The organism is Paenibacillus peoriae KCTC 3763 (assembly GCF_000236805.1).
In the GTDB taxonomy this organism is placed as follows: domain Bacteria; phylum Bacillota; class Bacilli; order Paenibacillales; family Paenibacillaceae; genus Paenibacillus; species Paenibacillus peoriae.
Map to the genome: position 1 here is coordinate 23,063 of NZ_AGFX01000001.1, position 26,700 is coordinate 49,762.

A 26,700-nucleotide genomic window follows, 5' to 3' on the forward strand; every position below is an offset into this window, starting at 1 on the left:
CCGGAGTCGCGTTTAAGTTATTGACCTCCCGTATAATAAGACATATACTTTGTTTAAACAAATTTTGGTTTAAAAGGTAATGATAAAGTCACTATCATTCGTTTGAGGGGGTGTCCCTTTGGAAAAAAACACCACGATTCGCGCAGAAATTGAAAAGTATATTCAAAGTGAAGGTATTTCGATGCAGTGTTTTGCAGATGCTTCCAAGGTAAATCCGGGTACACTCAGCGGTATTCTTAACCGGAACCCTCCACGGCCAATTTCAGTTAATCAGCTTGATCTAATCACCGAGGCCATGGGATTGGAAGAAGGAGCTTTGTTCGAGATGTATGTGGATGAATGCTTTGTTCATTCCTTGCCGCACTGGCGGAGGCTGCGTCCGTTTCTTCTCCGTTGCTCGGAGTTGAACAAGCTGGACTGCATACGTAGTGTGCTTGGCTATCTGATGGATGATTTATCGAACATTCCGGCTATTTTTGAGACAGCAGAAGAGATGTTTGAGAATGTTCGACATGAAGCTTCCATGCTTCTGTATGATTGTGTTATCGAGAGTGAGAAGTATACCCATTCCGAACGCTTGGCGATCAGCTATTTTCGTATTTTCCAGGTTCAGATTATGGATAACAAGCGGAACTTGAAGGCTGCTGTACAATTCCATTTATACCGCAGTCGTCTACCGGAAACTTACGCATTGGAAGGCTTACATATGCTGTCCCAAGTGTTTGCGTCAAAAATGCAATGGTCCGAGATGGAAATGTATGCGGATGAGCTAAGAGAACTGGCGCAGGCATTGTATCGTAATCGGAATCGATTTGGGGATGAGCACCTGGAGCTGCTTAAGCCGCTCGTTTATTACTATGCCCAGGGACATCTGCTAAAGGCTAGCTGCTATGAGTTTCAGGGCAGATATGAAGAATCCAAGCAATGGATTGAAGGTTATGCAGATTTAAGCTGGTTTGAGGGCCTGGACGAGGAAGGCCGGAAAGTAGTCGAAATGCACCGTGTATATGCTCGGGGCAACCGACTTTGTATTGAAATTAAAATGGGTAATACTTCTTCAATCTATGAGTATATTACTTATCTGCGCGAGCATCCGGATGAGACGCTGGAAGGCTTGAACACATTGCTCGAATCAGCGAACCGGTTCGGTTATTTTGTGGATGCAGAGCTGGGACTGTTCAGTCAGCAGCTCGAGAGCTTCTGGGAGCTTGCACCGGAACAATGGGACACTCATTATCACAAGCACTTTAATGCATTTCGCTTTGCATCCTTTTGTAAGGTGTATGCGGAATATCATTTTCGAAAGGGCGATTTCTCTGAGGGATTGGGACAAACACTGCATTGCTTACAGCTGTCTGTAGATAATAGCTATACCGAGCATATCATCGGTTGTATGGCCCTATTTGAGCAGCACCGGAATTTTGCGACTCCGGAACAGCAGCATTTGTATCAAAGCCTCTGTCTCGGCGTACGGAGAAATGAAAAGAATCATGCCTATGATCACAGTACCGGTGGATATTCGTAATTCTAATTCATGCGAGCTCTTCATATAACACGTTCTTGCGAGGATGTTCCCGTTCCAAAGGGGAATGTTCTCGTTTTTTAGTTGTTGCTGGTTCTTGTGACTTTTGGCATGGAAAGGACGCTTTGCGCGTTGACAAGTTTCGCATGCGGGATTAGGATAAATGCAGCACAGAAAGTGAAGGAGAGCATGTACAAATGACGATTCCCAAAACATTAACGATAGCGGGCTCCGACACAAGCGGAGGAGCGGGTATTCAGGCAGACCTGAAAACCTTTCAGGAGCTTGGCGTATATGGCATGACTGTATTGACAACCGTAGTTGCGATGGGGCCTAAAACCTGGGACCATCTTGTATATCCTGTTGCGTTGGATGTGGTAGAAGCGCAGCTGCGTACTGTATTGGAAGGTATCGGTTTTGATGCGATGAAAACCGGAATGCTTGGTTCCGTTGATATTATCGAGCTGGTAGCCAGCCATTTGAAAAAGCATGATCTGAAGCGGATCGTCATTGACCCGGTTATGGTCTGCAAAGGTACGGATGAAGTGCTTCAGCCGGAAAATACAGAGGCGATGCTGGAATTGTTAATTCCTGGTGCTGACCTGGTAACGCCGAACTTGTTCGAGGCTTCGCAGCTGGCGAAGAATGGACCGATCACGACGCTGGAGCAGATGCAGGAAGCGGCAGCCATTATCCATGAGCGCGGAGCGAAGCACGTGCTGATCAAGGACCGTGGTAAAATTCGCGCAGGCAAAGCGATGGACCTGCTGTATGACGGAATTACTTTTGACTGGTTTGAAGCGGATGTGGTAAAAACGAGCTTTACCCATGGTGCAGGCTGCACCACTTCGGCAGCGGTCACAGCTGGTTTGGCCCAAGGGCTGACTGTACGTGAAGCGGTGGATCAGGCCAAGAAATTTATCACACAGGCCATTGAAGGCAGCTTCAAGCTGAATGAATTCGTCGGTCCGACCCTGCATGCCGCACACCGTTTACAGAATCAATAAGTATACAAAATCAATAAGCAGTAACAAGGAAGGCCTTATAAATCTCCATTAGGCCGCATATATATAAAAATTGCTCTAGGCAAAGATATCCCTGAGATAAAAGTCAGCTTGGCTCCAAAAGCCGCAGTACTTGGTATTGCGGCTTTTGAGGTTGTCTTTTTTTGAGCTATTGCTTCCAGTTTTGTCTAATCGTACTGTATAATAGGCATCAGGTTTATTACACTGAGGGGGGAGCGATAGCAATGACATTATTCAGCCAAATGGCTTACAGCCGACCAGAGCAGCCTGAAATTGAACAGCGGTTTAAAACGCTGTTGCAGCAGTTTCGCGAGGCGGATAGCGTAGAACGTCAAAATGAAGTGATTCATGCGATTAACAAGCTGCGCAGTCATGTGGAAACGCAATTGCAATTGGTGGAAGTTCGGCACTCCATTAATACGGAGGACGCCTTTTACAAAGCGGAGCAAGAGTATGCTGATGATTTCATGCCTGTCATTCAGGAGTATGTAACGGATTACTACCGGGCATTGGTGGACTCTCCGTTCAGAGCTGAACTGGAGAGTCAATGGGGCAGTCAGCTTTTCAGCATTGCCGAGGTAGCACTCAAGTCGTTCCACCCGGATATTATCGAGGATTTGCAGCAGGAAAATAAGCTGACTTCCGAATATGCCCAGCTCATTGCTTCCGCCAAGATCCAGTTTGAAGGGCAAGAACGCACGTTAGCACAGCTTTTGCCATTTGAATTGGATACCAACCGGGAAACACGCAAACAGGCATCCGAGGCTAAATATCAATTTATGAGTGAGCATGAGGACGAGCTGGATCGGATTTATGATGAATTGGTCAAGGTACGTACACGCATGGCACATAAGCTGGGGTACGACAACTTCGTAGAACTGGGCTATGCCCGCTTGGGACGTACAGATTACAATGCCACGATGGTTGCGAATTTCCGCGAGCAGGTGCTGAAGCACATCGTTCCCCTGGCAACCAAGCTGAAGGAACGTCAGCGCGAACGGATCGGTGTAGATCGGCTTCGTTATTATGATGAAGGCTTCAATTTTCTGTCAGGCAACCCTACGCCGAAAGGTGACCCGGAGTGGATCCTTCGTAATGGAGCACGTATGTATGAGGAGCTTTCATCGGAAACACATGCATTTTTCAGCTTTATGATCGAACGGGAATTGATGGACCTGATCAGTAAAAAGGGCAAGCAAAGCGGTGGCTATTGCACCTTTCTGAGCGAATATGGTACACCGTTTATTTTCTCCAATTTTAATGGTACATCCGGTGACATCGACGTATTGACGCATGAAGCAGGTCATGCGTTCCAGGTCTATGAGAGCCGCCATTTTGAAATTCCGGAGTATCACTGGCCAACCATGGAGGCGGCTGAGATCCACTCTATGAGTATGGAGTTTTTTGCATGGCCTTGGATGAAGCTGTTTTTTGAAGAAGATACGGACAAATATCACTTTGAACATCTGTCCTCTTCGTTGCTGTTCGTGCCTTACGGCGTAGCTGTTGACGAATTCCAGCATGCTGTATATGAGCATCCGGATTGGACCCCGGCCGAACGTAAAAGCGCATGGCGCTCCATAGAACGCAAGTATAAACCGCATCTGGACTATGAAGGTAACGAGTATCTGGAGCAGGGCGGATTTTGGCACAAGCAGGGGCATATTTTTCAATCCCCGTTCTACTATATTGACTACACACTCGCGCAATTGTGCGCATTCCAGTTCTGGAAACGTATGAGCATCGACCGGACAGCGGCATGGGAGGATTATTTGAAACTGTGCCGTGCCGGGGGGAGCCGTTCTTTTACCGGATTGGTTGAGCTGGCTGGACTGATCTCGCCGTTTCAGGATGGCTGTATCGCCTCTGTGATCGGAGAAATCGAAGCATGGCTGAACAGCGTGGATGATCAAAAGCTGTAAGCATAACCAAAAAGGGCATTTCGCTTACCTGTTATAGCCGAAAGGCTTGCAGATGGCGGAATGCCCTTTTGCGTAAATGAAAATTCAATTAATGTTTGGTGTTAAGTGGCTTGAGATTGGCTTCAATTTCTGCACGGCGCGACTCCAAGAATGGAGGCAGTGACAGAGATTCCCCCAAAAACTCCAATTCCTCGTCGGTGTCAAAGCCGGGTCCATCGGTAGCCAATTCAAACAGAATGCCGTTTGGCTCACGGAAGTACAAGGAACGGAAATAAAAGCGATCTACAAAGCCTGAGTTGGAAATTTGCAGTTGACTAATACGTTCCACCCATTGTTTGAGCTCTTCCTCGGTTTCAACACGGAAGGCTACGTGATGCACACTGCCTCGTCCTGGCCGCTCTTGTGGGAGATCGTTGCGCTCTTCCAGATGAATCTCAGTTCCGGTACCACCTTCACCCGTTTCATAGATGACTACATCCGGTTGTCCGGCAACAGGGGAAGGATAGGAGCCCTTTTTGCGGAAGCCCATAACCTGTTCAAGAATAAGAATTGTATTCTCCGCTTTGGGAATGGTCAGATGGACCGGTCCAAGTCCCACGATGGCATATTCAGCAGGGACAGGGCTTTTCTCCCAAGGCGTACCGCCGCGCACTCCATTATCATGCTCATCTGAAACGAGGAAGAAACGTTGTCCTTCAAAATCCTCGAACGAAAGCGCCAGACGTCCCGCTTGATCCGTAATTTCGCCATGTTTTACATCCAGCTGCTCAAAGCGGTTTTTCCAGTAATCCAGTGCCTTGTCATTCGGTACGCGCAGGGAGAGCGCCGAAATGCTGTTATTCCCAGTACGAGTTTGTCCGGCATGTGGAATTTCAAAGAATGTAACTTCCGTCCCCGCAGTTCCACGCTCATCTCCGTAGAAGAGGTGATATACACTAACATCATCCTGATTCACCGTTTTCTTGATCAGCCGAAGTCCCATAACCTGAGTATAAAAATCAACATTTTTAGCCGCCGCCGCTGTAATCGCCGATACGTGATGCAATCCTAACAATTTCATGTCATTGTCCTCCTTGGTTTTATATGATTCGTTTTTTCGAAGCAAAATAAACAGTCGTAAACTTTTATTTATAATTTATTATCTTGATATTAAGATATATTATTTTTGATTGTTTGTCAACTCAATTTATTTATCGTAATTACCTTTGCGCCACTGCGCAGTCGGATGGTGCTTCCCATCGCTACCGCTACGCTTGTACAGTACCATTCCGCCTCCTCCGTTTTCATGTTCATTTTTCGAGCTTATTATAAAAAGCATTAATAATGTATCAATGTAGTAAACAATCAAATTGAATCGAGCGAAGCGATGAGATCCGCTTTTCCAATACTTTACCTCCTCACGCAGATGTGGTAGTGGAATGGCGGGAAGCCAGCGGAGCGGAGGATTTGAATCTGTAGAAGCGAAGCGTTCGCCTAAAAGCTTTCCAAAGGAAAGCTGGCTTCGAAAGCATAAGCTTGCGGGATTCTTACCATTACATGTTCTATCCAATCCAAAGAATCCCGTGGCAACAGCGATCGTAAGATCAAATCATTCGCGCAGCGCCACTTCCCACGAAACCCACCACCACACTCACCACACTCTGCACACACCTTGCCACTCCCCCATAAAACAGCTACGATATAGCCAAAGACAGGCATGGGATTGATAATCGCTGTCCTGCATACAGATCAGGAGGAGTATGTTCATGTATACGATTGGAGTAGTGGGTCCGAAACCCTCAATTGATCGGATCATAGAGGTGGGACGTGAGTATGCAGATACGGCGAGACTAATCCCTTATCCGTATGAAAATCTGGTGGAAGCAGCATCTATCATCCCGGCTCACCGTGGAGAGGTGAGTGGATGGCTTTTTACCGGACCTATTCCTTACATGGCAGCGAAACCGCAGCTTATAGACTCTGACAGCATCGTATATTGCTCTCCGACAGGGGCCAGCCTGTACAAAGGCATTCTCCATCTTTTAAAGGACTCATCTCCTGCAATTACGTGCATGTCACTGGATATGGTGGAGCTGGAGGAGTTTAACCTGCAGGAATCGCTGGATGAGTTGGAACTGCCGGAATCCATGTTTGCAATCCATATGTTCGAGGTAAAGCAGGAAGGACACCGGGATAAGCAACAGGAAACGGAATTAGCCGATGCTCACATACAAATGTGGGAGAGCGGGCAGACGCAGGCGGCTCTAACCTGTATGCATGCAGTGCATAAAAGGCTGCTGGAACGGGGAGTGCCGTGCAGCAAGATTGATGTGACTCGTATGGAAATCCGTCAGGCGCTTCGCATTAGCATCGAGAAGCAGCGAGCCTCCTACTTTAAAGATAGCCAGATTGGCGTGCAAATCGTGGAAATAGAGAACCTGGACAAGGTGTCAGGGCGTTCAGGCACAAAATATTATGTTCAGCTGCTGGAGTTGGAGATCAAGCGTGTGCTGTTGGAGTTTTGTGACAAGCTGGATGGCTCCCTTCTGGAGAATGGAAATGGTCGATACCAGATATTCGGCTCGCGTGGGGCGATGGAGCGTGAAATTTCTGCGCTGCGTGAAGCGGTATTTCGGCTGGAGGCAGAGATAGGCCAGCCTGTGGCGGTTGGTATAGGCTTTGGCGAAACGGCCCTTTCGGCGGAGCAGCATGCACGCAAGGCGATTCAGACGGCCAAAGACAGAGAAGTGGGCGATATTATCATCGTGAGGGCAGACGGAACCGTGGTGGAATCGGCTGGAGGGCAGGATGAACTGGAGTATGAATATCGTACAGAGGATCAGGAACTGCTGGATCGCTTAAATCAGGCTGCGGTCAGCATACGTACGTACCGCAAAATCGAGGCGTTAGCCCGCCGCAAGGGATGGGGAAGTTTTAGTGCATCGGATTTGGCTGCCGATTTGTCCATGACAGTCCGCAATGCACAGCGCATTATGTTAGGGCTGGTGGAGAATGGACTGGCCCTCGCCACAGGCGGAGAACTCCAGACGAGTCGGGGGCGACCGCGTAAAATTTATCAGCTCAAGCGGTAACGCAAATCAACACGAAATACGCTGGAACTATAAAAATACTGATGCAAGCTCTTGAAGAACAGGTGAAGTAACCTGACCTTCGGGAGTTTTTTTTGTAGATGAATCTGTTTGAATTCGGCATGATAAAAAAATTATATAACGCTGATATGTTATTAAATATAACAAAAGTATTGTAACGGCCCTAAACCAAAGATATAATATGTCAAAACAATTAAGCGAAATAGTCGTTAAATATTCGCTTAATCGCGCCAAGAGGGGGACAAACATGGAAAACGTAGAGCAACAAACTGGCATTTTCAGATGGGTCGAAAAAGTAGGCAACAAGCTGCCAAATCCCTTTTTACTGTTTGTCTATTTGATTCTTCTTCTTTTAGTAGGCACTGCTGTATTGTCTGTCTTTCATGCCTCCGCCGTTGATCCGATCAGCCATGAACGGGTACAGGTCAAAAACCTGCTTAGTACCGAAGGCATTCAATGGTTATTGCCCAACATTGTCAAAAACTTTTCCGGCTTTACTCCATTAGGTTCTATTCTGGCACTGATGCTAGGCATTGGGTTGGCCGACAAGGTGGGGCTGCTGGAGGCTGTCATTCGTAAAATAGCGCTCGTCGTGCGTCCCGGCTACGCCAGCTATTTGGTTGTATTTGTTGCCTTTTTCAGCCACGTTTCTTCGGATGCTGCTCTCGTCATCATGCCTCCTTTGGGCGCGCTTATTTTCCTGGCCGTAGGACGTCATCCTGTAGCGGGTCTGCTGGCAGCTATTGCAGGTGTGGGCTCCGGGTTTACAGCAAACCTGTTGATTGTATCGACAGACGTGCTTTTGTCCGGTATCAGCACCGAGGTAGCCAAGTCGGTCAATACTGCGATTTCTGTGAGTGTGCTGGATAACTGGTATTTTATGATGGCTTCCGTAATTGTACTTACGCTGCTGGCCGGTTTGATTACAGATAAATTTGTGGAACCGCGACTAGGTACGTATCAAGGCGGGGAGAGCCCGTTTAAGCTGGAAAAGCTGTCATCCCGTGAAAATAAAGGGCTGCGTGCTGCCGGAATTGCTGCTTTAGTGTACATTGCCGCTATAGCCGTGATGGTTGTTCCAGCTAACGGGATTTTACGTAACCCGGAGACGGGAGGTATGATGGGTTCGCCGTTTCTGTTAGGAATTGTCCCGGTGATCCTGTTGTTCTTTTTCGCTGTAGCTATCACCTACGGCATCGCGACAAAAGCGATCCGGGAGCAGAACGATATCCCCAAGCTGCTTGTCCATCCAATTAAGGATATGGCAGGATTCATTATTATGGTTTTCCCGCTGTCCCAGTTTGTAGCCATGTTCAATTGGAGTAATATGGGGCGTTTTATCGCATTGTACATTACGGATGTTTTAGAGCAAATCAATCTGACGGGCGTGCCCGTGTTCGTTGGTCTGATCTTCCTGTCGGCATTCCTGTGTATGTTCATTGCCAGTGGCTCGGCCATTTGGTCGCTGCTTGCACCTGTATTTATACCGATGTTTATGGTGCTGGGCTATCACCCTGCTTTTGCGCAGATGATTTTCCGCGTGGCGGATTCCTCTGTCATTCCGCTGGCCCCGGTATCTCCGTTTATTCCTTTGTTTGTCGGTTTTCTTCAGCAGTATAAAAAGGATGCAAAACTCGGCACCTATTACTCTCTCATTCTCCCGTATCCTATTTTCTTCTTTATTGTATGGACACTTCTGGTTGTGGTTTGGTATCTGCTGGGTCTACCAATTGGGCCGGGTGTATATCCCAAATTATCCTAGTTAGAACGGTTATCGTCTGTCATAATTGAAACATGCGATTTTGTAAATTCTACTATTTCATATAAAAGGTAAGGTGGTATATATGTTAGATCTGATCGAGCTGCGCCGGGATTTGCACCGTCATCCTGAGCTGGGCTTTACTGAATTCCGAACAGCATCCAAGGTTGTAGGCTTGCTGCGGCAATTCGGCTACGAGGTTATTTATGGACAGGACGCGATGGAACCAAGCTCCGTGCGCGGTTTGCCGGAAAAGGAGGTACTGGAGGCGGCTTATGAGCGGGCTTTGCGGGATGGAGCGGACCCTGAAATTGCCGTTCACATGAAGGGCGGATATACGGCTGTTGTTGGTATTCTGCGGGGGGTGCAGGAAGGGCCTACCGTTGCGTTCCGGTTCGATATGGACGCGCTTCCAATTACAGAAAGCACAGAAACACGGCATGTGCCGCAGGCCGAGGGCTTCCGTTCACTGTACGAAGGTCATATGCATGCATGCGCTCATGACGGACATACGACGATTGGCCTCGGCTTGGCCGAGCGATTAAGTGACCGTCAGTTTGCGGGCACGGTGAAATTGATCTTTCAACCGGCGGAAGAGGGCGTTCGAGGTGCATATGCTATGGTACGCAAAGGAATGCTGGATGATGTAGACACGCTTTTTTGCCAGCATCTGGGCTGTGATGTACCGTTGGGTGAAATTCACGGCAGCTCGGCAGGCTTTCTGGCGTCCACCAAGCTGGAGGCACGCTTTCGCGGTGTGGCGTCACATGCGGGCTCCTCGCCGGAAAAAGGGAATAATGCCCTGCTAGGCGCGGCCACCGCATTGTTGAACATTCATTCGCTGCCCCGCTTTAGCACCGGGGAGACACGTATTAACGTAGGTGTGCTGGAAGGTGGCACAGCCGCCAACATCATACCTGAAACCGCGCGTATGATCATCGAAACACGCTCGGTGAATGAGCAGACGAATGAAGAGCTGGAGAGACGGGTACGCAATATCATAGCCCATAGTGCAGGAATGCATGAGTTGGAGCATGAAATTCGCGTCATCGGAGGCGCAATCCCGATTGTATGCAGCCCGGAATTGGCGGAAATGGCAGCAGAGGAAGCGCAGCATATTGAGGGCTTCGTGACTCAGAAAGCGATGGGGCAGACCAGCTCGCTGGGCAGTGAGGATGCCAGCTACATGATTCGGCGTGTGCAGGAGCTGGGAGGAAAGGGCACGTATATGATCATCGGCTGTGACCTGCCCGCCCCTCACCATCATCCGGAGTTTGATATTCAGGAAGAGGTGCTTTCACGTAGCGTAGAGCTGCTGGAACGGCTGGCCAAACGGACGCTTCGTTGAGAAAGGTGGGACACCAGTCATGAAGCATATAGAGCTATTATCCGAAGATATTGAACGACAACGGGATAAAATCATTCGCATCAGCGAGCAAATATGGCAGTATGCAGAAACACGCTTCGAGGAATACCAATCTGTCGAGCTGTTATGCCGTAGTCTGGAAGAGGAGGGCTTCGCTGTAGAGCGCGGTGTGGGCGGTATCGAAACGGCCTTCATCGGGAGCTATGGCAGCGGCAAGCCTATTATCGCATTTCTCGGAGAATATGACGCTTTATCAGGACTCAGCCAGCTTAAAGGCATTGCCCGGCAGGAGCCAGTAGAAAAGGGGGGCAACGGTCACGGCTGCGGTCATCATTTGCTCGGCTCGGCCTCCTTGGCGGCAGCAGTTGCGCTTAAAAATATGATAGAGCAAAGCGGATTGTCGGGAACAGTCCGTTACTACGGCTGTCCCGGTGAAGAAGGTGGCTCGGGCAAGGCATTTATGGCGCGCGCAGGATTGTTTGATGATGTTGATTTTTCGCTGTGCTGGCATCCGATGGACTATAACAGCATTATGTCTGTGAGCACATTGGCCAATGTGCAGGTCTATTTTCGTTTTAAAGGCAAAAGCGCACATGCCGCCGCCGCTCCTCATCTAGGTCGAAGTGCACTGGATGCCGTTGAGTTGATGAACATCGGTGCGAACTACTTGCGCGAGCATATTGTGCAGGACGCGCGTCTGCATTATGCGATCACGAACGGCGGAGGCTTTTCACCTAATGTGGTGCAGGCGAATGCGGAAGTGCTGTATTTGATCAGGGCACCGCAAGCGTCGCAGGTGCAGCATATTTACAACCGGGTCTGCGATATTGCTCGCGGAGCGGCACTGATGACAGGGACGGAGGTTGAAATCGTATTCGACAAGGCATGCTCCAACCTGATGCCTAGCCCGGTGCTGGAGCAGACCATGTACCGCGTGTTCGGGCAACTGGGCGTACCGGAATTTACGGCGGAAGAACTGGCCTATGCCGCCGAAATACGTACGACATTGGATGAGCAGGAGCGCGCAGGAATCGTGGTCAAATATCCGGGGTTGCGCGGGAAGGATGTGGACGATATGCTTCAGCCATATTCAGGCACCGAGCCGTTGTACGGGTCAACCGATGTCGGCGACGTAAGCTGGATTACGCCGACCGTACAGTGCACGACCGCTTGTTTTCCTGTAGGAACACAGGCGCATACGTGGCAGTGGGTGGCCTCAGGTGCGACCTCCATCGGCCACAAGGGCATGCTGCATGCCGCCAAGGTTATGGCTGCTACAGCCGCCGAGCTGCTGGAGCAGCCGGAGCTGGTAGCGATGGCGCAGGCTGACCTGCGGGCCAGACTCGGCGATCAGCCATATGTATGCCCGATACCACCGGAAATCAAGCCCGGGGCTAATAAGGTGCGAGTTCAGTAGTGAAACACTATTATGATTCGATTCGAATGGGGCTTTTGCGAGAAGAGTGGAAGCAGTAAGATCCCTTTTTTTATGCCTTAACATAGACTTGATCAAGCTGTCGGGATGCTCCCGGCGGCTTTTTTTGCATGTTGTACTCCTTTCAAAAAAATTTGACAGATAAGAGATGGCTGATATAATTTATCCTAGTTGATTTTTTGATAATGATTATCATTATTGGAGGGAGGACAGGGCAGAAGCTTGGTACAGGGTTATGGAGAACAGGCTCCCTTGGTTAGAACATGAAATTGCGTTATTTAATACTGGCTTTTCTGGTACTGGCCTTTGCCTCGGTTTTTATCGGTGTTCATGATGTAACTCCGCTCGATTTGTTCCGCTTGACCGATGATCAGGCGCAGGTGCTCCTGATTAGCAGACTTCCACGCTTGATCAGCATTATTATTGCAGGAGCGAGTATGAGCATCTGCGGGCTGATCATGCAGCAGCTTACCCGGAACCGGTTTGTATCGCCTACTACTGCAGGGACGATGGATGCGGCACGCTTGGGTGTCTTGGTTGCGATCATGGTGTTTGGAGCAGCCGGATTTTGGACAAAGATGCTGGCGGCCTTCAGTTTTGCTCTTGCCGGGACACTTGTTTTTATGAAAATACTGGATAAGATTCGTTTCAAGGACCCGATATTTATCCCGCTGGTTGGTTTGATGTTCGGGGGCATTTTGAATTCAGTGACGACCTTCTTTGCTTATAAATACAATCTGATCCAGAGCATTTCCTCATGGATGCAGGGGGATTTTTCTCTGATTATGAGCGGTCGCTACGAGATGCTGTACCTTAGTGTTCCTTTGGTTGTGCTGGCGTACATCTATGCGAATCGTTTCACAATTGCAGGCATGGGCGAGGATTTTGCGGCAAATTTGGGCGTACATTACAGGCGCACCGTCAACGTTGGTCTGGTGATTGTGGCTTTGGTTTCCTCTGTTGTCATCTTAACCGTGGGGACGATTCCCTTTCTGGGGCTGGTTGTACCCAATCTGGTCAGCATGTACATGGGGGATAATCTGAAGAAAAGCCTGGCTCATACAGCGACTCTTGGCGCCGTTTTTGTGCTGTTTTGCGATATTTTGGGACGGGTCATCATTTATCCGTATGAAATCTCTGTAGGGCTTACCGTGGGTGTGATCGGGAGCGCGCTGTTCTTGTATTTGCTGTTGAGGAGAAGGGCCTATGAATCCTAAATTAAAAATCGGAATATTAGCTGCTGCCGCGCTGCTGCTGATTGTTGCTTTTGTGTTTGTAGATCTTCCGCATACCTGGCACTACGCGCTGCCGCGACGATTGAAAAAGATCGCAGCCTTCATCCTGACAGGTGGCTCGATTGCTTTTGCAACGGTTATTTTCCAGACGATCACAAATAACAAGATTTTGACTCCGGGTATTATCGGGCTGGATTCACTGTATATGCTGATTCAGACCACCATTGTGTTTGCGTTTGGCTCGGTGCCGTTCATTTCGACCAGCAGAGAGCTGAATTTTTTGTTGTCCGTAGGCTTGATGGTGCTGTTCGCGGGTCTGCTGTACAAATTAATTTTTCGCAAGGATGGGCGCGGGATTTATGTGCTTTTGCTGATTGGTCTGGTGTTCGGTACGCTGTTCAATAGCCTGTCCACCTTTATGGAAGTGCTGATTGACCCGAACGAATTTGCCAAAATTCAGGACAAAAGCTTTGCCAGCTTCAGCAATGTGAATACCGAGCTGCTGTGGCTATCCGTCGTGATTCTTGTGCTTGTATTCGCTTATGCATGGAGGTTCATCAAGTATCTGGATGTGCTGTCACTTGGGCGGGAGCATGCGATTAACCTGGGACTTCCATACGGTTTTATCATCAAAAGACTGCTGATTATCGTAGCCATTCTCATTTCCATTTCCACAGCGCTTGTCGGACCGATTACGTTTCTCGGGTTGATTGTGGCGAATGTGGCTTATCAAGTGATGAAAACCTATCAGCACCGCTATATTATTCCGGCCTCGATCTGTGTTAGCGTGATTGCTTTGGCAGGATGCCAGCTGCTGGCAGAGCGGGTTTTTGACTTAACGACAACGCTCAGTGTCATTATTAACTTTATCGGGGGGGTGTACTTCCTGTACCTTTTGCTGCGGGAAAATAAATCATGGTAGAAGTCAAGAACGTATCCAAACGCTACGGGAATAAAAATGTGGTGGATCAGGTATCCGTCACCGTCCCAAAAGGCACCATTACCTCCTTTATCGGGCCTAATGGCGCGGGAAAAAGCACTTTGTTGTCGATGATCAGCCGCCTGACAGACAGCGATGAGGGAGAAATCCTCATTGATGGACAGGCCATAAGCTTGACCAAAAGCGAGGAGCTGGCGCGTAAAATATCTATTTTAAAACAGACGAATGATGTGAATATCCGCCTAACCGTGAAGGAACTGGTGAGCTTCGGTCGTTTTCCGTACTCCAAGGGAAGATTGAACAGCGAGGATCGCAAAATGGTAGAGCAGTCCCTGGCTTATATGGGGCTGGAGGATATGAAGGACAAGCACATTCATTTGCTTAGTGGTGGACAGCGGCAGCGGGCTTTCATTGCCATGATTCTGGCTCAGGACACGGACTACATACTGCTGGATGAGCCGCTAAACAATTTGGATATGAAGCACTCGGTTCAGATTATGAAGACATTGCGCAATTTGGTGGATGATCTGGGCAAAACGATTCTGGTGGTGCTTCACGACATCAACTTTGCTTCCTGTTATTCGGACTATATTGTGGGCATGAAGGACGGCAGGCTGCTAAAGCAAGGAACCGCCGATGAGATGATTGACAGCCAGGTATTACAGGATTTGTACGATATGGATATTCCGATTCAACAGATCGGTAATCATAAAATTTGTGTGTATTTTAAATAAGGGGGAATTCAAATGAAGAAAAATATGATGCTGCTCACGTTGATGCTGGTGTTGGTGCTGATTGTATCAGCCTGTGGTAAAGCAGCTCCGGCTGCTCAGGAGACGACGGGTAACGGCTCATCCTCTGCTGCAACAACCGAAGCCAAAACGATCGAGGTCAAGCATGCACTGGATGAAAATCCGGTTAAGGTCAAGGTTAATCCGAAAAATGTCGTCGTTTTTGATTTTGGTGCGCTGGATACGCTGGACAAGCTGGGGGTGGATGTTGCGGCGGTAGCACAGCAGGATCTTCCTACGTATTTGAGCAAATATAAGGATTCCAAATATGCAAGTGCCGGTACGCTGTTTGAACCGGATTACGAGAAAATCAGTGATTTGTCTCCTGAATTGATCATCATCGGGGGCAGACAGGCAGATGCATACAAAGAACTAAGCAAAATTGCACCCACGATTTCGCTCGCTGTAGACACCAAGGATTATGTGAATTCTTTCAAGAAAAATGTTGAAACGCTGGGCCAAATCTTCGACAAAGAGGATGCTGCCAAACAGGAACTGGCTGCGATTGATAGCTCCATCAAGGCCGTACATGACAAGGCTGTAGCAAGCAAAGCCAAAGGCTTGATCGTACTGACGAACGAAGGAAGCCTGAGCGCGTATGGTTCACAATCCCGATTTGGTATCATTCATGATGCTTTTGGTGTCACACCTGTAGATCCTGACATTAAAGTATCCACGCATGGACAAAAGGTATCTTTTGAATATGTACAGCAAAAAAATCCGGATTATATCTTTGTCGTAGACCGCGGAGCTGTGGTGGTAGAAGAAGGCAAGGAACAGATTTCAGGCAAACAAACGCTTGAAAATGAATTGGTGAAGAAAACGAACGCTTATAAAAACGGCCATATTGTTTATCTTGATCCAAACTACTGGTATTTGTCAGGCAACGGTCTGGAATCTGTGTCTGAAATGATCAAGGAAATCGACGCTGCGCTGAAATGAGAGGGCATATAGATGATGTTGTACTAGATGATTATCTTTTACACATCTATACACCTCCTGTCTCCACGAATGAAAATGAGCTGTATCCTGTACTATATGTACAGGATGGCAGCTCATTATTTCTAAGCAGTCTGGATGAGTTGGAGCGGCGTTTTATTGCGGGGGAGCTCCCCCGTGTCGTGCTGGTAGGCATTCAGACCGTCAATCGGCTGGATGATTATACACCTTGGCAGGCGGCGGCTCTAGTAGAAGGAAGACCTGCCTTTGGCGGGGGTGGAGATGCTTATCTGGCATTTATAGTGACACAAGTCATGCCATACGTCGAGGCGGAATTTCCGGTTCAAACCGGACTGGAGCATACAGGAATCATCGGCGCCTCGCTGGGCGGATTGATTTCTATGTATGCCGCTTTTCGATATGCGGACGTATTTGGGCGCATCGGCTCGATTTCAGGCTCCTATTGGTATCCGGGCATGATCGGCTATATGCAGTCTGCTTCTTTTGCAACTGGAGCGGTTGGTACACACCAATTTTACGTATCCGTCGGGACGCGTGAAGGTGAGGGGAAAACGAATGTGCAGAAAGATATGGTTTCGTTAACCCTTCAGGCACGTGAAGCGCTACTGGGACAGGGGCTTGATGAAAAGGATATTCTTCTCGTGTTGGAAGAGGATGCGGTGCATCGAGTGGATTTTTTCCAGCATCAATTCCCCGAGGCCATCAAATGGTTGTTTCGATAGCACAAATGGAATACGGACTTTATGCAATAACCCCAAAGGATTGGAGATCGTGGAGTCTCTATGCCCTTTGGGGTTATTTTTTGCGTATAATAGAATAATATTCAAAATTTGATGTTACACGTTAATGAAAGTGAGGGAACCCATACATGAAAAAAAACCGTCTGGGATCTTCGGATTTGCTGGTAGGCGAGATTGGCTTGGGATGTATGTCCATTGGCACGGAGGAGCAGCAAGGGGTTCATCTGATACATGAAGCGTTAGATAGGGGTATAAATCTGCTGGATACAGCCGATTTGTATCATCACGGGCGCAATGAGGAAATTGTCGGGGCAGCGATCCGTGGGCGACGGCAGGATGTCATCCTGGCGACCAAGGTTGGCAATCGGCGTATACCGGGGCAGGAGGGCTGGGGATGGGACCCATCCAAGCCATACATCCTGTCTGCGGTCAAAGAGAGTCTGCGTCGCCTTGGAACGGACTATATCGACCTGTACCAGCTTCATGGGGGAACGATTGACGATCCAATGGACGAAACGATTGAGGCTTTTGAACAGCTCAAAAGTGAGGGCGTTATCCGCTATTATGGCATTTCTTCGATTCGTCCTCACGTCATTCGCGAGTATGCCCAACGCTCGAATATCGTCAGTGTTATGAATCAATATAGTTTGCTGGATCGGCGTGCAGAGGAAGAGGTGCTGCCTTTGCTGCAGGAACGGGGAATTAGCGTGATTGCACGCGGGCCAGTTGCGAGCGGCGTATTGGTTGACGGCGGGGGAGAAAAGGCAGCGAAGGGCTATCTGGACTATGAGGAAGCGGAGCTGCTGGACGTGAGAAAGCAATTAAAGACATTCGCAGGGGCAGATCGCAGCATGGGGCAGACAGCTATCCGTTACAGCCTGTCTCATCCGGCTGTTGCGGCTGTCATCCCGGGGGCAAGCTCATTGGGACAATTGGAGCATAATACCGCAGCAGCGGATATCCCGCCATTAACCGGGCAGGAGCGACCCTACAACAAATCAGCCGGGCCAATCGTTATGATGCGCAGTACCGCTGATACGGTAAACGTGTACTCGCTCTAGTTGCAATATATGGGAGAATCATTACAATATAAGAATAAGCTCAGGTTTATCATCCATAGATGAATATGGAGACGTTCATAAAATATACCCTAGGAGGGACACACCCATGGAACGCATCGAATCACAGCAGCAATATCAGGATTTGATTAACGGTGACGGTCTGACCGTCGTGAAATTTGATACAAACTGGTGCCCGGATTGCAAGACACTGGATAAATTCATGGACGGCATTATCGAGAAAAACGCAGATAAGCGCTTCTTTGCGCTCGACGCCGAGAAATTCCAGCCGATTGCCGAGGAAAATCAGGTACGTGGCATTCCAAGCCTGCTCGTTTTCCGCAACGGCGAAAAAATTGCACATCTGCACAGCAAATATGCCAAAACGCCAGCTCAAGTTTCCGAATACCTGACTACGCTGGAATCCAAACAATAATCTGTACGCAGGCTTCAAGCATGGAATGAACATATGTATCATTTTAGCAAATATCATTTCAGCAAAATAAAAAAGGGATATCCAAGGGCAGATGATTCATGCCACGCGGATATCCCTTTTTGAATATAAAGCAACAAATAATGGCTTACAAAATAATGAAGAAGAACACAGCCGCCAGTACGAAGCGGTAGATGGCGAATGAGGTCAGACTCAAGCGTTTGAGCAGACCAAGGAATGTTTTGATCGCCAGCATCCCGACGATAAATGCAGTAATAAAGCCGGCCGCGAACACTGGAAAATCGCTCATAGAAAGATGATCCATACTTTTGATCATATCAATGCCTGATGCGCCCAGCATGACGGGAACAGATACCAAAAATGTAAATTCAGCCGCTGCCGTATGACTTACACGTGCGAATAGGCCTCCGGACATGGTTGAGCCTGAACGGGAGAAGCCTGGCCATAGAGCTAGGACCTGAAACAAACCAATCGTAAATGCTTGTTTGTACGTAATGTCATCGATGGTTTGTGATTTAATAGGTGGATGAAATTTCTCGGCGGCGATCATCAGCAGGCCCCCGATAACCAAGCTATACAAAACGGTCTCAGGACCAAACAGGTATTGCTTGATTACATCACGGAACAGCACGCCAATCAGTCCCGCAGGGATCATGGCCAAAATAATATGCAGCAGATTAAGGCGTGGCTGGGATGAGGTTCTGCGTCTGAAATCAAACAAACTCAGGAATCTGCGCCAATACAATACGACAACCGCCATTACAGCACCTAACTGCACGATGACCTCAAACGTTTTGACCGTATCATTCTCTGTATTTAACCCGAGAAGATCAGCCGTCAGGATCATGTGACCCGTCGAAGAGACCGGCAAAAACTCTGTCAGCCCTTCAATTATTCCCATAATAATAGATGATAAAATATCCACTTTACTAGTTCCTCCTTACACGCGTACAGGGCAAACGACTCAGGTCGTTTGCCCTAAAATATGTCATTTGGATTCCGTTTCCAATTCCGATATCGGAGATTTTTGGTGTAAAATAATTTCCACCCGACGAATACGATTTTTACCCATTTCACGAATGATAAATTTCACATCATCTTCTATGAATTCCTTGCCCTGTCTCGGTTCTGGAACCCGGCTATACACCCACCCTCCGACAGTATCCACGTCTTCATTGTCCAATGCCATGCCAGTCAAATCACTCAGATCGGAAAGCAATACTTTACCATCCATCAAATAACTGTTCTCCGTCAATTTCTCGATTTCCTTCCGTTCATCCTTGTCAAATTCGTCTCGGATTTCGCCAACAATTTCCTCCAAAATGTCCTCAATGGTAATGAGACCGGAGGTTCCGCCGTATTCATCGACGAGAAGAGCGATATGAACCTGCTCCTTCTGCATGCGTTTCAGCAGCGTGTTAACGGGCATAACCTCGGGAACGGTCAAGATCGGCTGAATCAGACTATCGAAAACAAGCTCCGGATTGCGATCATACTCAAGGAACAGCTGCTTGGTATTAATCATACCGATGATCTGATCCTTGCTGTCTGTCGCCACCGGAAAACGGGTATACTGTTCTTCATGAATAGTCAGCATGTTTTCTTTCAGCGAGCGATTCGTAAACAAGCATACCATATCTGTACGTGGCACCATAATTTCTTTGGCAACGGTCTCGTCAAAAGCAAAGATCCGATTCACGTAGCCATATTCGGTGTTATTGATCTTACCACTTTCCACGCTTTCGGACAAAATGATTTGAATTTCCTCCTGAGAATGCGCTTCTTCATGTTCGCTTGCCGGTTGAAGACCGAACAGACGAACCAGACGGTTGGCCGAGCCGTTAAGGAGCCAGATAAACGGATACATAATCCGGTTAAACCACACGATAACGGGGGAGGTTAAGAGGCTGATTGCTTCCGCTTTGCGGATAGCCAATGTTTTGGGAGCCAGTTCACCGATCACCACGTGCAGGTAAGTTACAATGATAAATGAAATAATAAAGGCCAGGATATGTGAAAAATCCCCATTGATGTTGAGCTGTTGAAAGAGAGGCTCCAGCAATTTGACCACGGTCGGTTCACCGAGCCAGCCGAGTCCCAGAGCTGTAATCGTAATACCAAGCTGACAGGCGGACAGATAGCCATCCAGATTATTGACGACCTTTTGCAACGCCAGTGCATTTTTACGGTTTTCCGCTACCAGCTGATCGACCCGGCTGGAACGGATTTTAATGATCGCAAACTCGGTAGCTACGAAGAAAGCACTAAATAATATCAACACCGCAAACAAAAATAGACTGACACCTATACCCATATAATTTTCACTCATCCCTTTTTCGTTCAATTTTTTAATGAACTCCATTTTAAGTTCACTTGAACTTATTTTAAGAACTTAAAAGAAAATATACAAGGTTCATATGGAATCGTGGCAGGTCACCTGCCTCCAATTTGCACAGAAAATAGGGCATAATAGAATCCGCACGGCTCATTGCTTCACTTTACAAGCCTAGTTCGAGGGCGTATGATGAGTTCAAATGAACTTGAAATGTGATAAAGGGAGGAAAGCAGATGGAGTCTTTTACCCTCACTCGCCGTGATATGGCCCATTTGCTGTTGGCCATGGAAGGTCGCCGCGAATTGCAGCCTTTGGCCGTTCTTCAGGAGGCCTGGAGACGCACTCATAGTCATCTCGACCGTGCCGGCAGCACGATGCCGACATTTTTGTACACGGAAGTGACGCCTGTGCTGGATAAAATCATCAAGGGCAAGCACAGCGCCGCCTTTTCACTGCAGGAGATCGTTTCTCTAGGTCAATTGGTCGAGTATAGCCATGTCTCACTGGCCTCCATGCAAAATTGGGTCAAACGTGATTTCAAGGAGTTTCTCGGCGCTCCGAAGATCGGCAAAAAATACTCGGTCAACCAGGCAGCCATTTTGCTCATTGTAGAGGATTTAAAATCATGCCTTGATTTTGAATCCATTCGGCAGCTATTTCATATCCTGTTCCAACAGCCGGAAGATGATGCAGATGATCTGATTCAGCCCGTGGATTTGTACGCCGCGTATTCAACTTTGTTTGAGGAGCTGGATGCGAATGGAGATCAATTGCTGGATGTGACAGGAGTTGGACATGCAAAGGAAAACGGAAATTTTAGTACAGTGCAGCAGCGTCAGGAAGGTGCCACAGAGGAACTGCTGGTTCAGGCGGCAGATCAATACACCAGTCGGTTACCGTCTTTGACCTCCAACCAGCGTGAGGCGGTACGTAATACGTTGCTGGTAGCAGCGGTAGCGGTGCAAAACAGTTATTTCTTGTCCATGGCACGCCGGTATGTGAATGCGACGCTGTTTCTGGACTTTCAAGGTTAGATCAGGATTGGCGCTAGAAGCCAATCTTCTTTTTTTGCCCTTTTTCGAGTATAGTCTACCCTTTTGGTGACTGAAAAAGTATACAAAAGAGGTATATACACTAAAACGCTGTCAAAGATACAATAAGCATATATAATCCAGCAATTGGAAAAAGTTTGAATATCACTTCCAAAGCTTCTGGATACTCACAGGAGGTAATGGCATGTCCGATGTCTCCATCATCATTTGCACCCGCAACCGGATCGAAGACCTGACACGCTGTATACAGTCTATTGCAGCACAGCAGCAGCTGGAGCATACGGCTGTAGAATTGCTGATTGTTGATGACGGTGATATTTCCGGCGGGCAGGTCGAGCAATATCGTGACATGGTGTCCGGGTTGCCCCAAGGCGTTCTGAAGTATCATAAAAAAACTCGTCCCGGTGTTTGGCTATCCCGCTATGAAGCCTTGTCTCTCGTGCAGTATGATATCGTGCTGTATTTTGACGATGATGCCGAGTTGGACGATCAACTCTATATCCGGCGCTTGCTCGATACCTATGATCAGGATAAGACAATTGTGGGTGTTGGAGGGATTGCAAAGGGACTACATTCGAGCCGGGCAGGAAAGCTGCTGGGCGTTTTGACATTTCAGATGTCCCCATCCCTCGGCAAACTTTCACCCAGCAGTCTGGCAGGTTCATTACTGCGTTGGAGCGAAGCAACGGAGATATTTGACACCGAATTTTTTCATGGCTGCAATATGTCATTCCGAAAGGATGCGCTTCGGGATATGAAGCCATATCCATGGATGACCAGCTATGCTGTGGCTGACGATCTGTACATGTGCCAGCTGGCAAGCCGTTACGGCAAGCTCGTTATCAATCCCGACTTAACCATCATCCATCACGAATCTCCAAGCTCGCGTGATAAGGCGGGCAAGGTAGCCAAGGCTACAGCGATCAACCACTATTATTTTCTCGCTCTGAAAAAGGCGGGAGCCATTCAGTATGGAGCCCTGTTATGGACCTTGTCCTACTTGATGCTCAAAGAAACGCTGCGCCGCAATTTTAATGCCGCAGACGGGTACAGGCAGGGGGTGTTGTTCATTCTGAATCCGCGCAAGCAAAAATACAACGAGTATTTAGGCCCGGCGGTTCAGTAATCTGTTCTACACACATTTACAGGATAAAGGGGGAGTATGATGTTAAGCTTGTCCATTTCCCTGTGCACCCGAAATCGGATTGACGATCTGACCCGATGCATCAATTCAATTGCTATCGGCGGAGCACCGGAGGGATGTGAAACCGAGCTGTGGGTTATCGACGATGGAGAACTGCCGGAGCATGTGCTGGAGCGTTATGAGCGTCAGCTGGACAGAGTGGGTATTACCTTTCGATATCATCGCAAGGAGCAGCCGGGTTTATGGTTATCGCGTGTGAAGACGGTTGAGCTTGCGCAGGGTGACGTTATTTTGTTCCTTGATGATGATGTGGAGCTGCCGAGCAACTATTTGAATGAGTTAATGCGTACTTATGAAGCTTATCCGCAAGCTGCTGGTATCGGCGGCATTGCACAGGGAATGAGCAACAGTTTTATGGGGACGATTCGTTGCCTGCTGTCATTTCAGCAGTCTTTGTCCAAGGGCAGGTTGTCCCTCAGCGGTCAGTCCGGCTCGATGTACAACTGGCACAAGGCGAAGAAGACGTTCCGAACCGAGTTTTTCCATGGGTGTAATATGTCATTTCGCCGGGAGGCTATTCGTGGTCTGGAGCCGGTATCCTGGCTGCAAAGCTATAGCGTAGGCGAGGATCTGTTGCTTTCGCGTATCGCGATGAAAAGCGGCCCGTTGTACATCAATCCAGCGCTCACGCTGCTTCATCACGAATCGCCGTCCTCGCGCGACAATATGGAGCAGGTCACTTATATGCGGGTGATGAACCATATTCATCTGCTGCGGGACGAGCGTTCCGGACCGATTGGTTATGCAGCGTTGTACTGGACGACACTATATCAGATTTTGAGAGAGAGACCTCGGAAAAATCATGCTGCCATTCAAGGCTACAGAAGAGCGTTGAAGGCGATCTTTTCAAGTCAGAAGGAGCCTCTTGGCGGAGGGCAGCTGCCTGAACGCAATTCCAAAAAAACGGCAGGCTGATGGAGGTGCGGCGGAAGACGCGATGTGAGCAGAAATAAGGTTTAATAAGGAACGGGAGTTGGACGTGACATGAGCACATGGACAGCAGCAAGGAAAGTATTCACGGGTGACAGTCTTGCCAAAACGATCATGCGTACGAGCTTTAACAATTTTTTTGTACTGATCGTTACGACCCTGACCTCCATCCTGACCGCGCGTATGCTCGGAGTAGAGGGGAAAGGGGAGCTGGCAGCGGTTCTGTTGTGGCCAACGCTGATCGGCAGTGTATTGAGCTTCGGCTTGCCCACATCACTCATTTATAACATCAAGAAGAAAACAGGTACGACAGAAGAATTGCTGTCGCTGTCGCTGTGGATTCAACTGCCTGCCAGTTTGCTGGCTGGGGCTGTGGCCTGGATATGCATGCCCATGTGGCTTAGTGGCTATGGGGCGGATATTATCCAGCTGTCTCAGCTCTATTGTGCCGCAGCGATACCGCTCGCGGTGCTTACAGCACTGACGACGGCTCTGTCGCAAGGGTTGGATCGCTTTAGCGTCTACAACGGCCTGCTGTTTTACTACCCGTTGCTGAACTTCATCGGCCTGGTGACACTGTGGTTGATGGGCTTGCTCAATGTGCAGCTGGCGGGGACGGTGAATTTTGCGGCAAGTCTCCTTGCGCTGATGTGGGCGTTCCTCCGTTTGAGAAAGCATATGAATTTGCGTGCTTTTCGCCTGTTTACCCGTCGTGAGGTGCTCCGCCCTTATTATAGCTATGGAGCGAGAGTCTACGGGATGGAGTTGATGGGGACCCTGTCCACACAAACGGACAAAATTGTCATTGTGGCGCTGCTGTCCCCCAAAGCCTTCGGCCTATACTCTGTTGTCTACGCCTTGTCGCGTGTGTTCAATGTGGTGCAAAACGCCGTCACTAACGTAACCTTCCCCAAGGTGACCGGGATGGAGCACAGCAAAATTGTCGAAACAGTCGGCCGTGCTTTCCGCATCTCGATGGCTGCCATGTTGATCGTTATCGTGCCTGCTCTCTTCATTGGACGATACATGCTGGGTTTGCTGTACGGGCCCGCTTTTCTGGAAGCATCGCTAACGTTCTACCTGCTGTCACTGGAATGTATTATCGGTGGCGGCTCCTGGATTCTGGCTTCGGCCTTTAACGCGCTGGGGCGTCCGGGGCTTGTATTGTTCCGGCAAATTGTAGCCTATGCGATCACCGTTGGTTTGTTTTTTATTTGTACACCGATTTTTGGTCTGGACGGTATTGCCATTGCTTTGCTCGTAGGCGCTTGTGTACGGCTGGCATTCTCATTGTTTTCGTTCCCTATGTTTTTTAATGTTCCGCTATCACGGATCATTTTTGATAAAAGTGACATCACGTTTGTCATTCAGACCATACAAAAGAAGCGCAGGAAGGGAGAACTGAAAGATGCCGAATTCGCATCCCATGGCTAAACTGAAAAATAAGCTGAGCGTCATTCTCGACGTAGTCCCTCAAGGCTCGAATATCATTTATGTCGATTATCCCGTTTATAATAATGGTGGGGACGTCCTTATCATGAAAGGCACCGAGGCATTCTTCAAGGATAACGGTATTCATGTCCGTGCCCGTTACAGCGCCATGGATATTCCCGATCAGCTTCACATTCCGGGCGACTGGATTATCGTGTGCCACGGCGGCGGCAATTTCGGCGATCTGTATTTAAATCATCAAAATTTGCGAGAACGCATCGTTCGCGATTTCCCTAACCACCGAATTGTCATCATGCCGCAGACGATCCACTTTCAATCTGAACAGAAGGCCAATGAGGTCGCTGCCCTGTTCAATGGCCACCCCGATCTACATATGTTTGTACGTGACACACGCTCTTATCAGTGGGCCAAGGAGAAGCTGAATCAATGCAACATCACGCTATGTCCTGATATGGCGCATCAGCTCTGGCCGTTAAAGCCGACTACGGAAACCGTGAAGGACGTACTGTACTTCCTGCGTACCGATATTGAAACGGTAGGGGGGCAAAAGAAATTTGACGACGAGGCCCATGCAGCCCATCGTCTGGATTGGGACACTTTGTTCACTCCGCTGGAGGTGAAGGGAATTGTCTACTTCCAAAAGTTTTACCGTCTGAATAAAAAAATCGGTGGACCCTTGCCAACGCGTACCTTTTGGTACAAATACACTGACCATCTGATGAACAAAGCGGTCACGCTGTTCAGCTCTTACCGCGAGGTTCGCACCTCACGGCTGCACGGTCATATTCTGGCTTGTCTGCTCGACATGCCGCATATGGTCATTGACAATTCATATGGCAAAAATTCCCAATATTATAATACCTGGACTCAGCCAAATCCCAAGGCGAGGCTGTTTAACGATGCACCTGAGGAATTAGAGCAGCCGTCTTAATATAAGGAAGTTATTTAATATTGAAATGCGGCTTCGAACGTACGGGAATGCAAAAAAGCCTCCTGACCCTTTGTGGTGTAGGAGGTTTTTGGCTTGATGCTCTAATATATAGGCTATAGAAAATAAAAAAAATTATCTTTTTAATAAATAATGTATAATAATCAAAATAATGAGAGGAAGATTCCTGAAATGTTAAAAAAATCATTGTTGTATACTGTGATTATCATAGCTATAGCAACGCTGGTGAATCTCGTTACTTCTCCTGAAAATATAATAAGTGCTTTTCAATACGGTTTTTGGACTGGAATAGGAATGCTGCTAACCGCTATAGTTATTGTATTTTTAATTGTATTAGCATTCATTTTTTTAACAAGAATTTTTGACAAGTCACAAAACAAACGCCATTTAAGGCTTTTGTTACCCACCAAGCCACCGTATCCGACATGTCTAGTGCCTTATAGCCTTCCAGCACAGCGTCCTCAACGGCTCCTGTATAGGTA

General features: G+C 48.2%; 22 protein-coding genes. 19 read left to right on the forward strand and 3 right to left on the reverse strand.

Features of this window, described 5'->3' with window-relative positions; all coding sequences use genetic code 11:
* The first annotated feature begins 118 nt into the window (after window positions 1-118).
* The 3 genes from KQI_RS0100050 to KQI_RS0100060 all read left to right on the forward strand — a co-directional run bounded on the left by KQI_RS0100050 (window position 119) and on the right by KQI_RS0100060 (window position 4,469).
* Window positions 119-1,525, forward strand: coding sequence for a hypothetical protein (locus KQI_RS0100050; protein ID WP_010344590.1), 1,407 nt, complete (start codon window positions 119-121; stop codon window positions 1,523-1,525).
* A gap of 194 nt (window positions 1,526-1,719) precedes the next feature.
* Window positions 1,720-2,529 carry a bifunctional hydroxymethylpyrimidine kinase/phosphomethylpyrimidine kinase gene (gene thiD / locus KQI_RS0100055; protein WP_010344591.1) on the forward strand — a complete coding sequence of 270 codons (810 nt, stop codon included), beginning with the start codon at window positions 1,720-1,722 and terminating at the stop codon, window positions 2,527-2,529.
* Window positions 2,530-2,771: 242 nt separating this feature from the next.
* Window positions 2,772-4,469, forward strand: a complete 1,698-nt coding sequence (locus KQI_RS0100060) for a M3 family oligoendopeptidase (protein ID WP_010344592.1) — start codon at window positions 2,772-2,774, stop codon at window positions 4,467-4,469.
* A gap of 88 nt (window positions 4,470-4,557) precedes the next feature.
* Here the strand turns inward: KQI_RS0100060 and KQI_RS0100065 are convergent, their stop codons facing one another.
* Window positions 4,558-5,529, reverse strand: a complete 972-nt coding sequence (locus tag KQI_RS0100065; protein ID WP_010344593.1) for a ring-cleaving dioxygenase — start codon at window positions 5,527-5,529, stop codon at window positions 4,558-4,560.
* A 685-nt stretch (window positions 5,530-6,214) separates the two neighbouring features.
* Between KQI_RS0100065 and KQI_RS0100075 the strand changes: the two genes are divergently transcribed.
* From KQI_RS0100075 to KQI_RS0100125, 11 genes are all read left to right on the forward strand, one after another.
* Window positions 6,215-7,540, forward strand: coding sequence for a helix-turn-helix domain-containing protein (locus KQI_RS0100075; protein ID WP_010344595.1), 1,326 nt, complete (start codon window positions 6,215-6,217; stop codon window positions 7,538-7,540).
* A gap of 265 nt (window positions 7,541-7,805) precedes the next feature.
* Window positions 7,806-9,320 carry an AbgT family transporter gene (locus KQI_RS0100080; RefSeq protein ID WP_010344596.1) on the forward strand — a complete coding sequence of 505 codons (1,515 nt, stop codon included), beginning with the start codon at window positions 7,806-7,808 and terminating at the stop codon, window positions 9,318-9,320.
* Window positions 9,321-9,402: 82 nt separating this feature from the next.
* Window positions 9,403-10,665 (forward strand): amidohydrolase, encoded by a 1,263-nt coding sequence (locus KQI_RS0100085; RefSeq protein ID WP_010344597.1) that lies wholly within the window; start codon window positions 9,403-9,405, stop codon window positions 10,663-10,665.
* A 19-nt stretch (window positions 10,666-10,684) separates the two neighbouring features.
* Entirely contained in the window at window positions 10,685-12,100 is a 1,416-nt protein-coding gene (locus KQI_RS0100090; RefSeq protein ID WP_010344598.1) for a M20 family metallopeptidase, read from the forward strand.
* A 281-nt stretch (window positions 12,101-12,381) separates the two neighbouring features.
* A complete protein-coding gene (locus KQI_RS0100095; protein ID WP_010344599.1) occupies window positions 12,382-13,335 on the forward strand; it encodes an ABC transporter permease in 954 nt (317 codons plus the stop codon).
* Window positions 13,325-14,275 (forward strand): iron chelate uptake ABC transporter family permease subunit, encoded by a 951-nt coding sequence (locus KQI_RS0100100; protein ID WP_010344600.1) that lies wholly within the window; start codon window positions 13,325-13,327, stop codon window positions 14,273-14,275. Before KQI_RS0100095 ends, KQI_RS0100100 begins: the two co-directional genes overlap by 11 nt.
* The gene (locus KQI_RS0100105; protein WP_010344601.1) at window positions 14,269-15,027 is read left to right on the forward strand and encodes an iron ABC transporter ATP-binding protein; all 759 of its coding nucleotides are present in this window, start codon (window positions 14,269-14,271) and stop codon (window positions 15,025-15,027) included. The genes KQI_RS0100100 and KQI_RS0100105 overlap by 7 nt, the downstream gene beginning before the upstream one ends.
* A gap of 12 nt (window positions 15,028-15,039) precedes the next feature.
* Window positions 15,040-16,026 (forward strand): siderophore ABC transporter substrate-binding protein, encoded by a 987-nt coding sequence (locus tag KQI_RS0100110; protein WP_010344602.1) that lies wholly within the window; start codon window positions 15,040-15,042, stop codon window positions 16,024-16,026.
* Window positions 16,023-16,766, forward strand: a complete 744-nt coding sequence (locus KQI_RS0100115; protein WP_010344603.1) for an alpha/beta hydrolase — start codon at window positions 16,023-16,025, stop codon at window positions 16,764-16,766. Before KQI_RS0100110 ends, KQI_RS0100115 begins: the two co-directional genes overlap by 4 nt.
* Before the next feature lie 146 nt (window positions 16,767-16,912).
* Window positions 16,913-17,845, forward strand: coding sequence for an aldo/keto reductase (locus KQI_RS26475; RefSeq protein WP_010344604.1), 933 nt, complete (start codon window positions 16,913-16,915; stop codon window positions 17,843-17,845).
* A gap of 106 nt (window positions 17,846-17,951) precedes the next feature.
* Window positions 17,952-18,278: a thioredoxin family protein gene (locus KQI_RS0100125; RefSeq protein ID WP_010344605.1), complete on the forward strand. Its 327-nt coding sequence runs from the start codon at window positions 17,952-17,954 to the stop codon at window positions 18,276-18,278.
* Between the two features lie 145 nt (window positions 18,279-18,423).
* Here KQI_RS0100125 and bacA read toward each other — a convergent pair whose 3' ends face one another.
* Together bacA and KQI_RS0100135 are read right to left on the reverse strand one after the other, a co-directional pair.
* Window positions 18,424-19,221 carry an undecaprenyl-diphosphate phosphatase gene (bacA, locus tag KQI_RS0100130; protein WP_010344607.1) on the reverse strand — a complete coding sequence of 266 codons (798 nt, stop codon included), beginning with the start codon at window positions 19,219-19,221 and terminating at the stop codon, window positions 18,424-18,426.
* 63 nt (window positions 19,222-19,284) lie between these two features.
* Window positions 19,285-20,658 (reverse strand): hemolysin family protein, encoded by a 1,374-nt coding sequence (locus tag KQI_RS0100135; protein ID WP_010344608.1) that lies wholly within the window; start codon window positions 20,656-20,658, stop codon window positions 19,285-19,287.
* Between the two features lie 206 nt (window positions 20,659-20,864).
* Between KQI_RS0100135 and KQI_RS0100140 the strand changes: the two genes are divergently transcribed.
* The 5 genes from KQI_RS0100140 (at window position 20,865) to KQI_RS0100160 (ending at window position 26,200) form a co-directional block, all read left to right on the forward strand.
* Complete coding sequence (locus tag KQI_RS0100140) at window positions 20,865-21,665, forward strand: DUF1836 domain-containing protein (protein ID WP_010344609.1); 801 nt, start codon at window positions 20,865-20,867, stop codon at window positions 21,663-21,665.
* A gap of 202 nt (window positions 21,666-21,867) precedes the next feature.
* Window positions 21,868-22,809 carry a glycosyltransferase family 2 protein gene (locus KQI_RS0100145; RefSeq protein WP_010344610.1) on the forward strand — a complete coding sequence of 314 codons (942 nt, stop codon included), beginning with the start codon at window positions 21,868-21,870 and terminating at the stop codon, window positions 22,807-22,809.
* Window positions 22,810-22,848: 39 nt separating this feature from the next.
* Complete coding sequence (locus KQI_RS0100150) at window positions 22,849-23,802, forward strand: glycosyltransferase family 2 protein (RefSeq protein WP_010344611.1); 954 nt, start codon at window positions 22,849-22,851, stop codon at window positions 23,800-23,802.
* A 69-nt stretch (window positions 23,803-23,871) separates the two neighbouring features.
* Window positions 23,872-25,251, forward strand: a complete 1,380-nt coding sequence (locus tag KQI_RS0100155) for a lipopolysaccharide biosynthesis protein (RefSeq protein ID WP_010344612.1) — start codon at window positions 23,872-23,874, stop codon at window positions 25,249-25,251.
* Window positions 25,226-26,200, forward strand: coding sequence for a polysaccharide pyruvyl transferase family protein (locus KQI_RS0100160; protein ID WP_010344613.1), 975 nt, complete (start codon window positions 25,226-25,228; stop codon window positions 26,198-26,200). The genes KQI_RS0100155 and KQI_RS0100160 overlap by 26 nt, the downstream gene beginning before the upstream one ends.
* Window positions 26,201-26,700: the final 500 nt, after the last annotated feature.

Excerpts from the sequence above, each read along its gene's own strand:
- thiD (WP_010344591.1), top strand. The coding sequence starts at position 1,720 with ATGACGATTCCCAAAACATTAACGATAGCGGGCTCCGACACAAGCGGA.
- KQI_RS0100060 (WP_010344592.1), top strand. The coding sequence starts at position 2,772 with ATGACATTATTCAGCCAAATGGCTTACAGCCGACCAGAGCAGCCTGAA.
- KQI_RS0100065 (WP_010344593.1), bottom strand. The coding sequence starts at position 5,529 with ATGAAATTGTTAGGATTGCATCACGTATCGGCGATTACAGCGGCGGCG.
- KQI_RS0100075 (WP_010344595.1), top strand. The coding sequence starts at position 6,215 with ATGTATACGATTGGAGTAGTGGGTCCGAAACCCTCAATTGATCGGATC.
- KQI_RS0100080 (WP_010344596.1), top strand. The coding sequence starts at position 7,806 with ATGGAAAACGTAGAGCAACAAACTGGCATTTTCAGATGGGTCGAAAAA.
- KQI_RS0100085 (WP_010344597.1), top strand. The coding sequence starts at position 9,403 with ATGTTAGATCTGATCGAGCTGCGCCGGGATTTGCACCGTCATCCTGAG.
- KQI_RS0100090 (WP_010344598.1), top strand. The coding sequence starts at position 10,685 with ATGAAGCATATAGAGCTATTATCCGAAGATATTGAACGACAACGGGAT.
- KQI_RS0100095 (WP_010344599.1), top strand. The coding sequence starts at position 12,382 with ATGAAATTGCGTTATTTAATACTGGCTTTTCTGGTACTGGCCTTTGCC.
- KQI_RS0100100 (WP_010344600.1), top strand. The coding sequence starts at position 13,325 with ATGAATCCTAAATTAAAAATCGGAATATTAGCTGCTGCCGCGCTGCTG.
- KQI_RS0100105 (WP_010344601.1), top strand. The coding sequence starts at position 14,269 with ATGGTAGAAGTCAAGAACGTATCCAAACGCTACGGGAATAAAAATGTG.
- KQI_RS0100110 (WP_010344602.1), top strand. The coding sequence starts at position 15,040 with ATGAAGAAAAATATGATGCTGCTCACGTTGATGCTGGTGTTGGTGCTG.
- KQI_RS0100115 (WP_010344603.1), top strand. The coding sequence starts at position 16,023 with ATGAGAGGGCATATAGATGATGTTGTACTAGATGATTATCTTTTACAC.
- KQI_RS26475 (WP_010344604.1), top strand. The coding sequence starts at position 16,913 with ATGAAAAAAAACCGTCTGGGATCTTCGGATTTGCTGGTAGGCGAGATT.
- KQI_RS0100125 (WP_010344605.1), top strand. The coding sequence starts at position 17,952 with ATGGAACGCATCGAATCACAGCAGCAATATCAGGATTTGATTAACGGT.
- KQI_RS0100135 (WP_010344608.1), bottom strand. The coding sequence starts at position 20,658 with ATGGAGTTCATTAAAAAATTGAACGAAAAAGGGATGAGTGAAAATTAT.
- KQI_RS0100140 (WP_010344609.1), top strand. The coding sequence starts at position 20,865 with ATGGAGTCTTTTACCCTCACTCGCCGTGATATGGCCCATTTGCTGTTG.
- KQI_RS0100145 (WP_010344610.1), top strand. The coding sequence starts at position 21,868 with ATGTCCGATGTCTCCATCATCATTTGCACCCGCAACCGGATCGAAGAC.
- KQI_RS0100150 (WP_010344611.1), top strand. The coding sequence starts at position 22,849 with ATGTTAAGCTTGTCCATTTCCCTGTGCACCCGAAATCGGATTGACGAT.
- KQI_RS0100155 (WP_010344612.1), top strand. The coding sequence starts at position 23,872 with ATGAGCACATGGACAGCAGCAAGGAAAGTATTCACGGGTGACAGTCTT.
- KQI_RS0100160 (WP_010344613.1), top strand. The coding sequence starts at position 25,226 with ATGCCGAATTCGCATCCCATGGCTAAACTGAAAAATAAGCTGAGCGTC.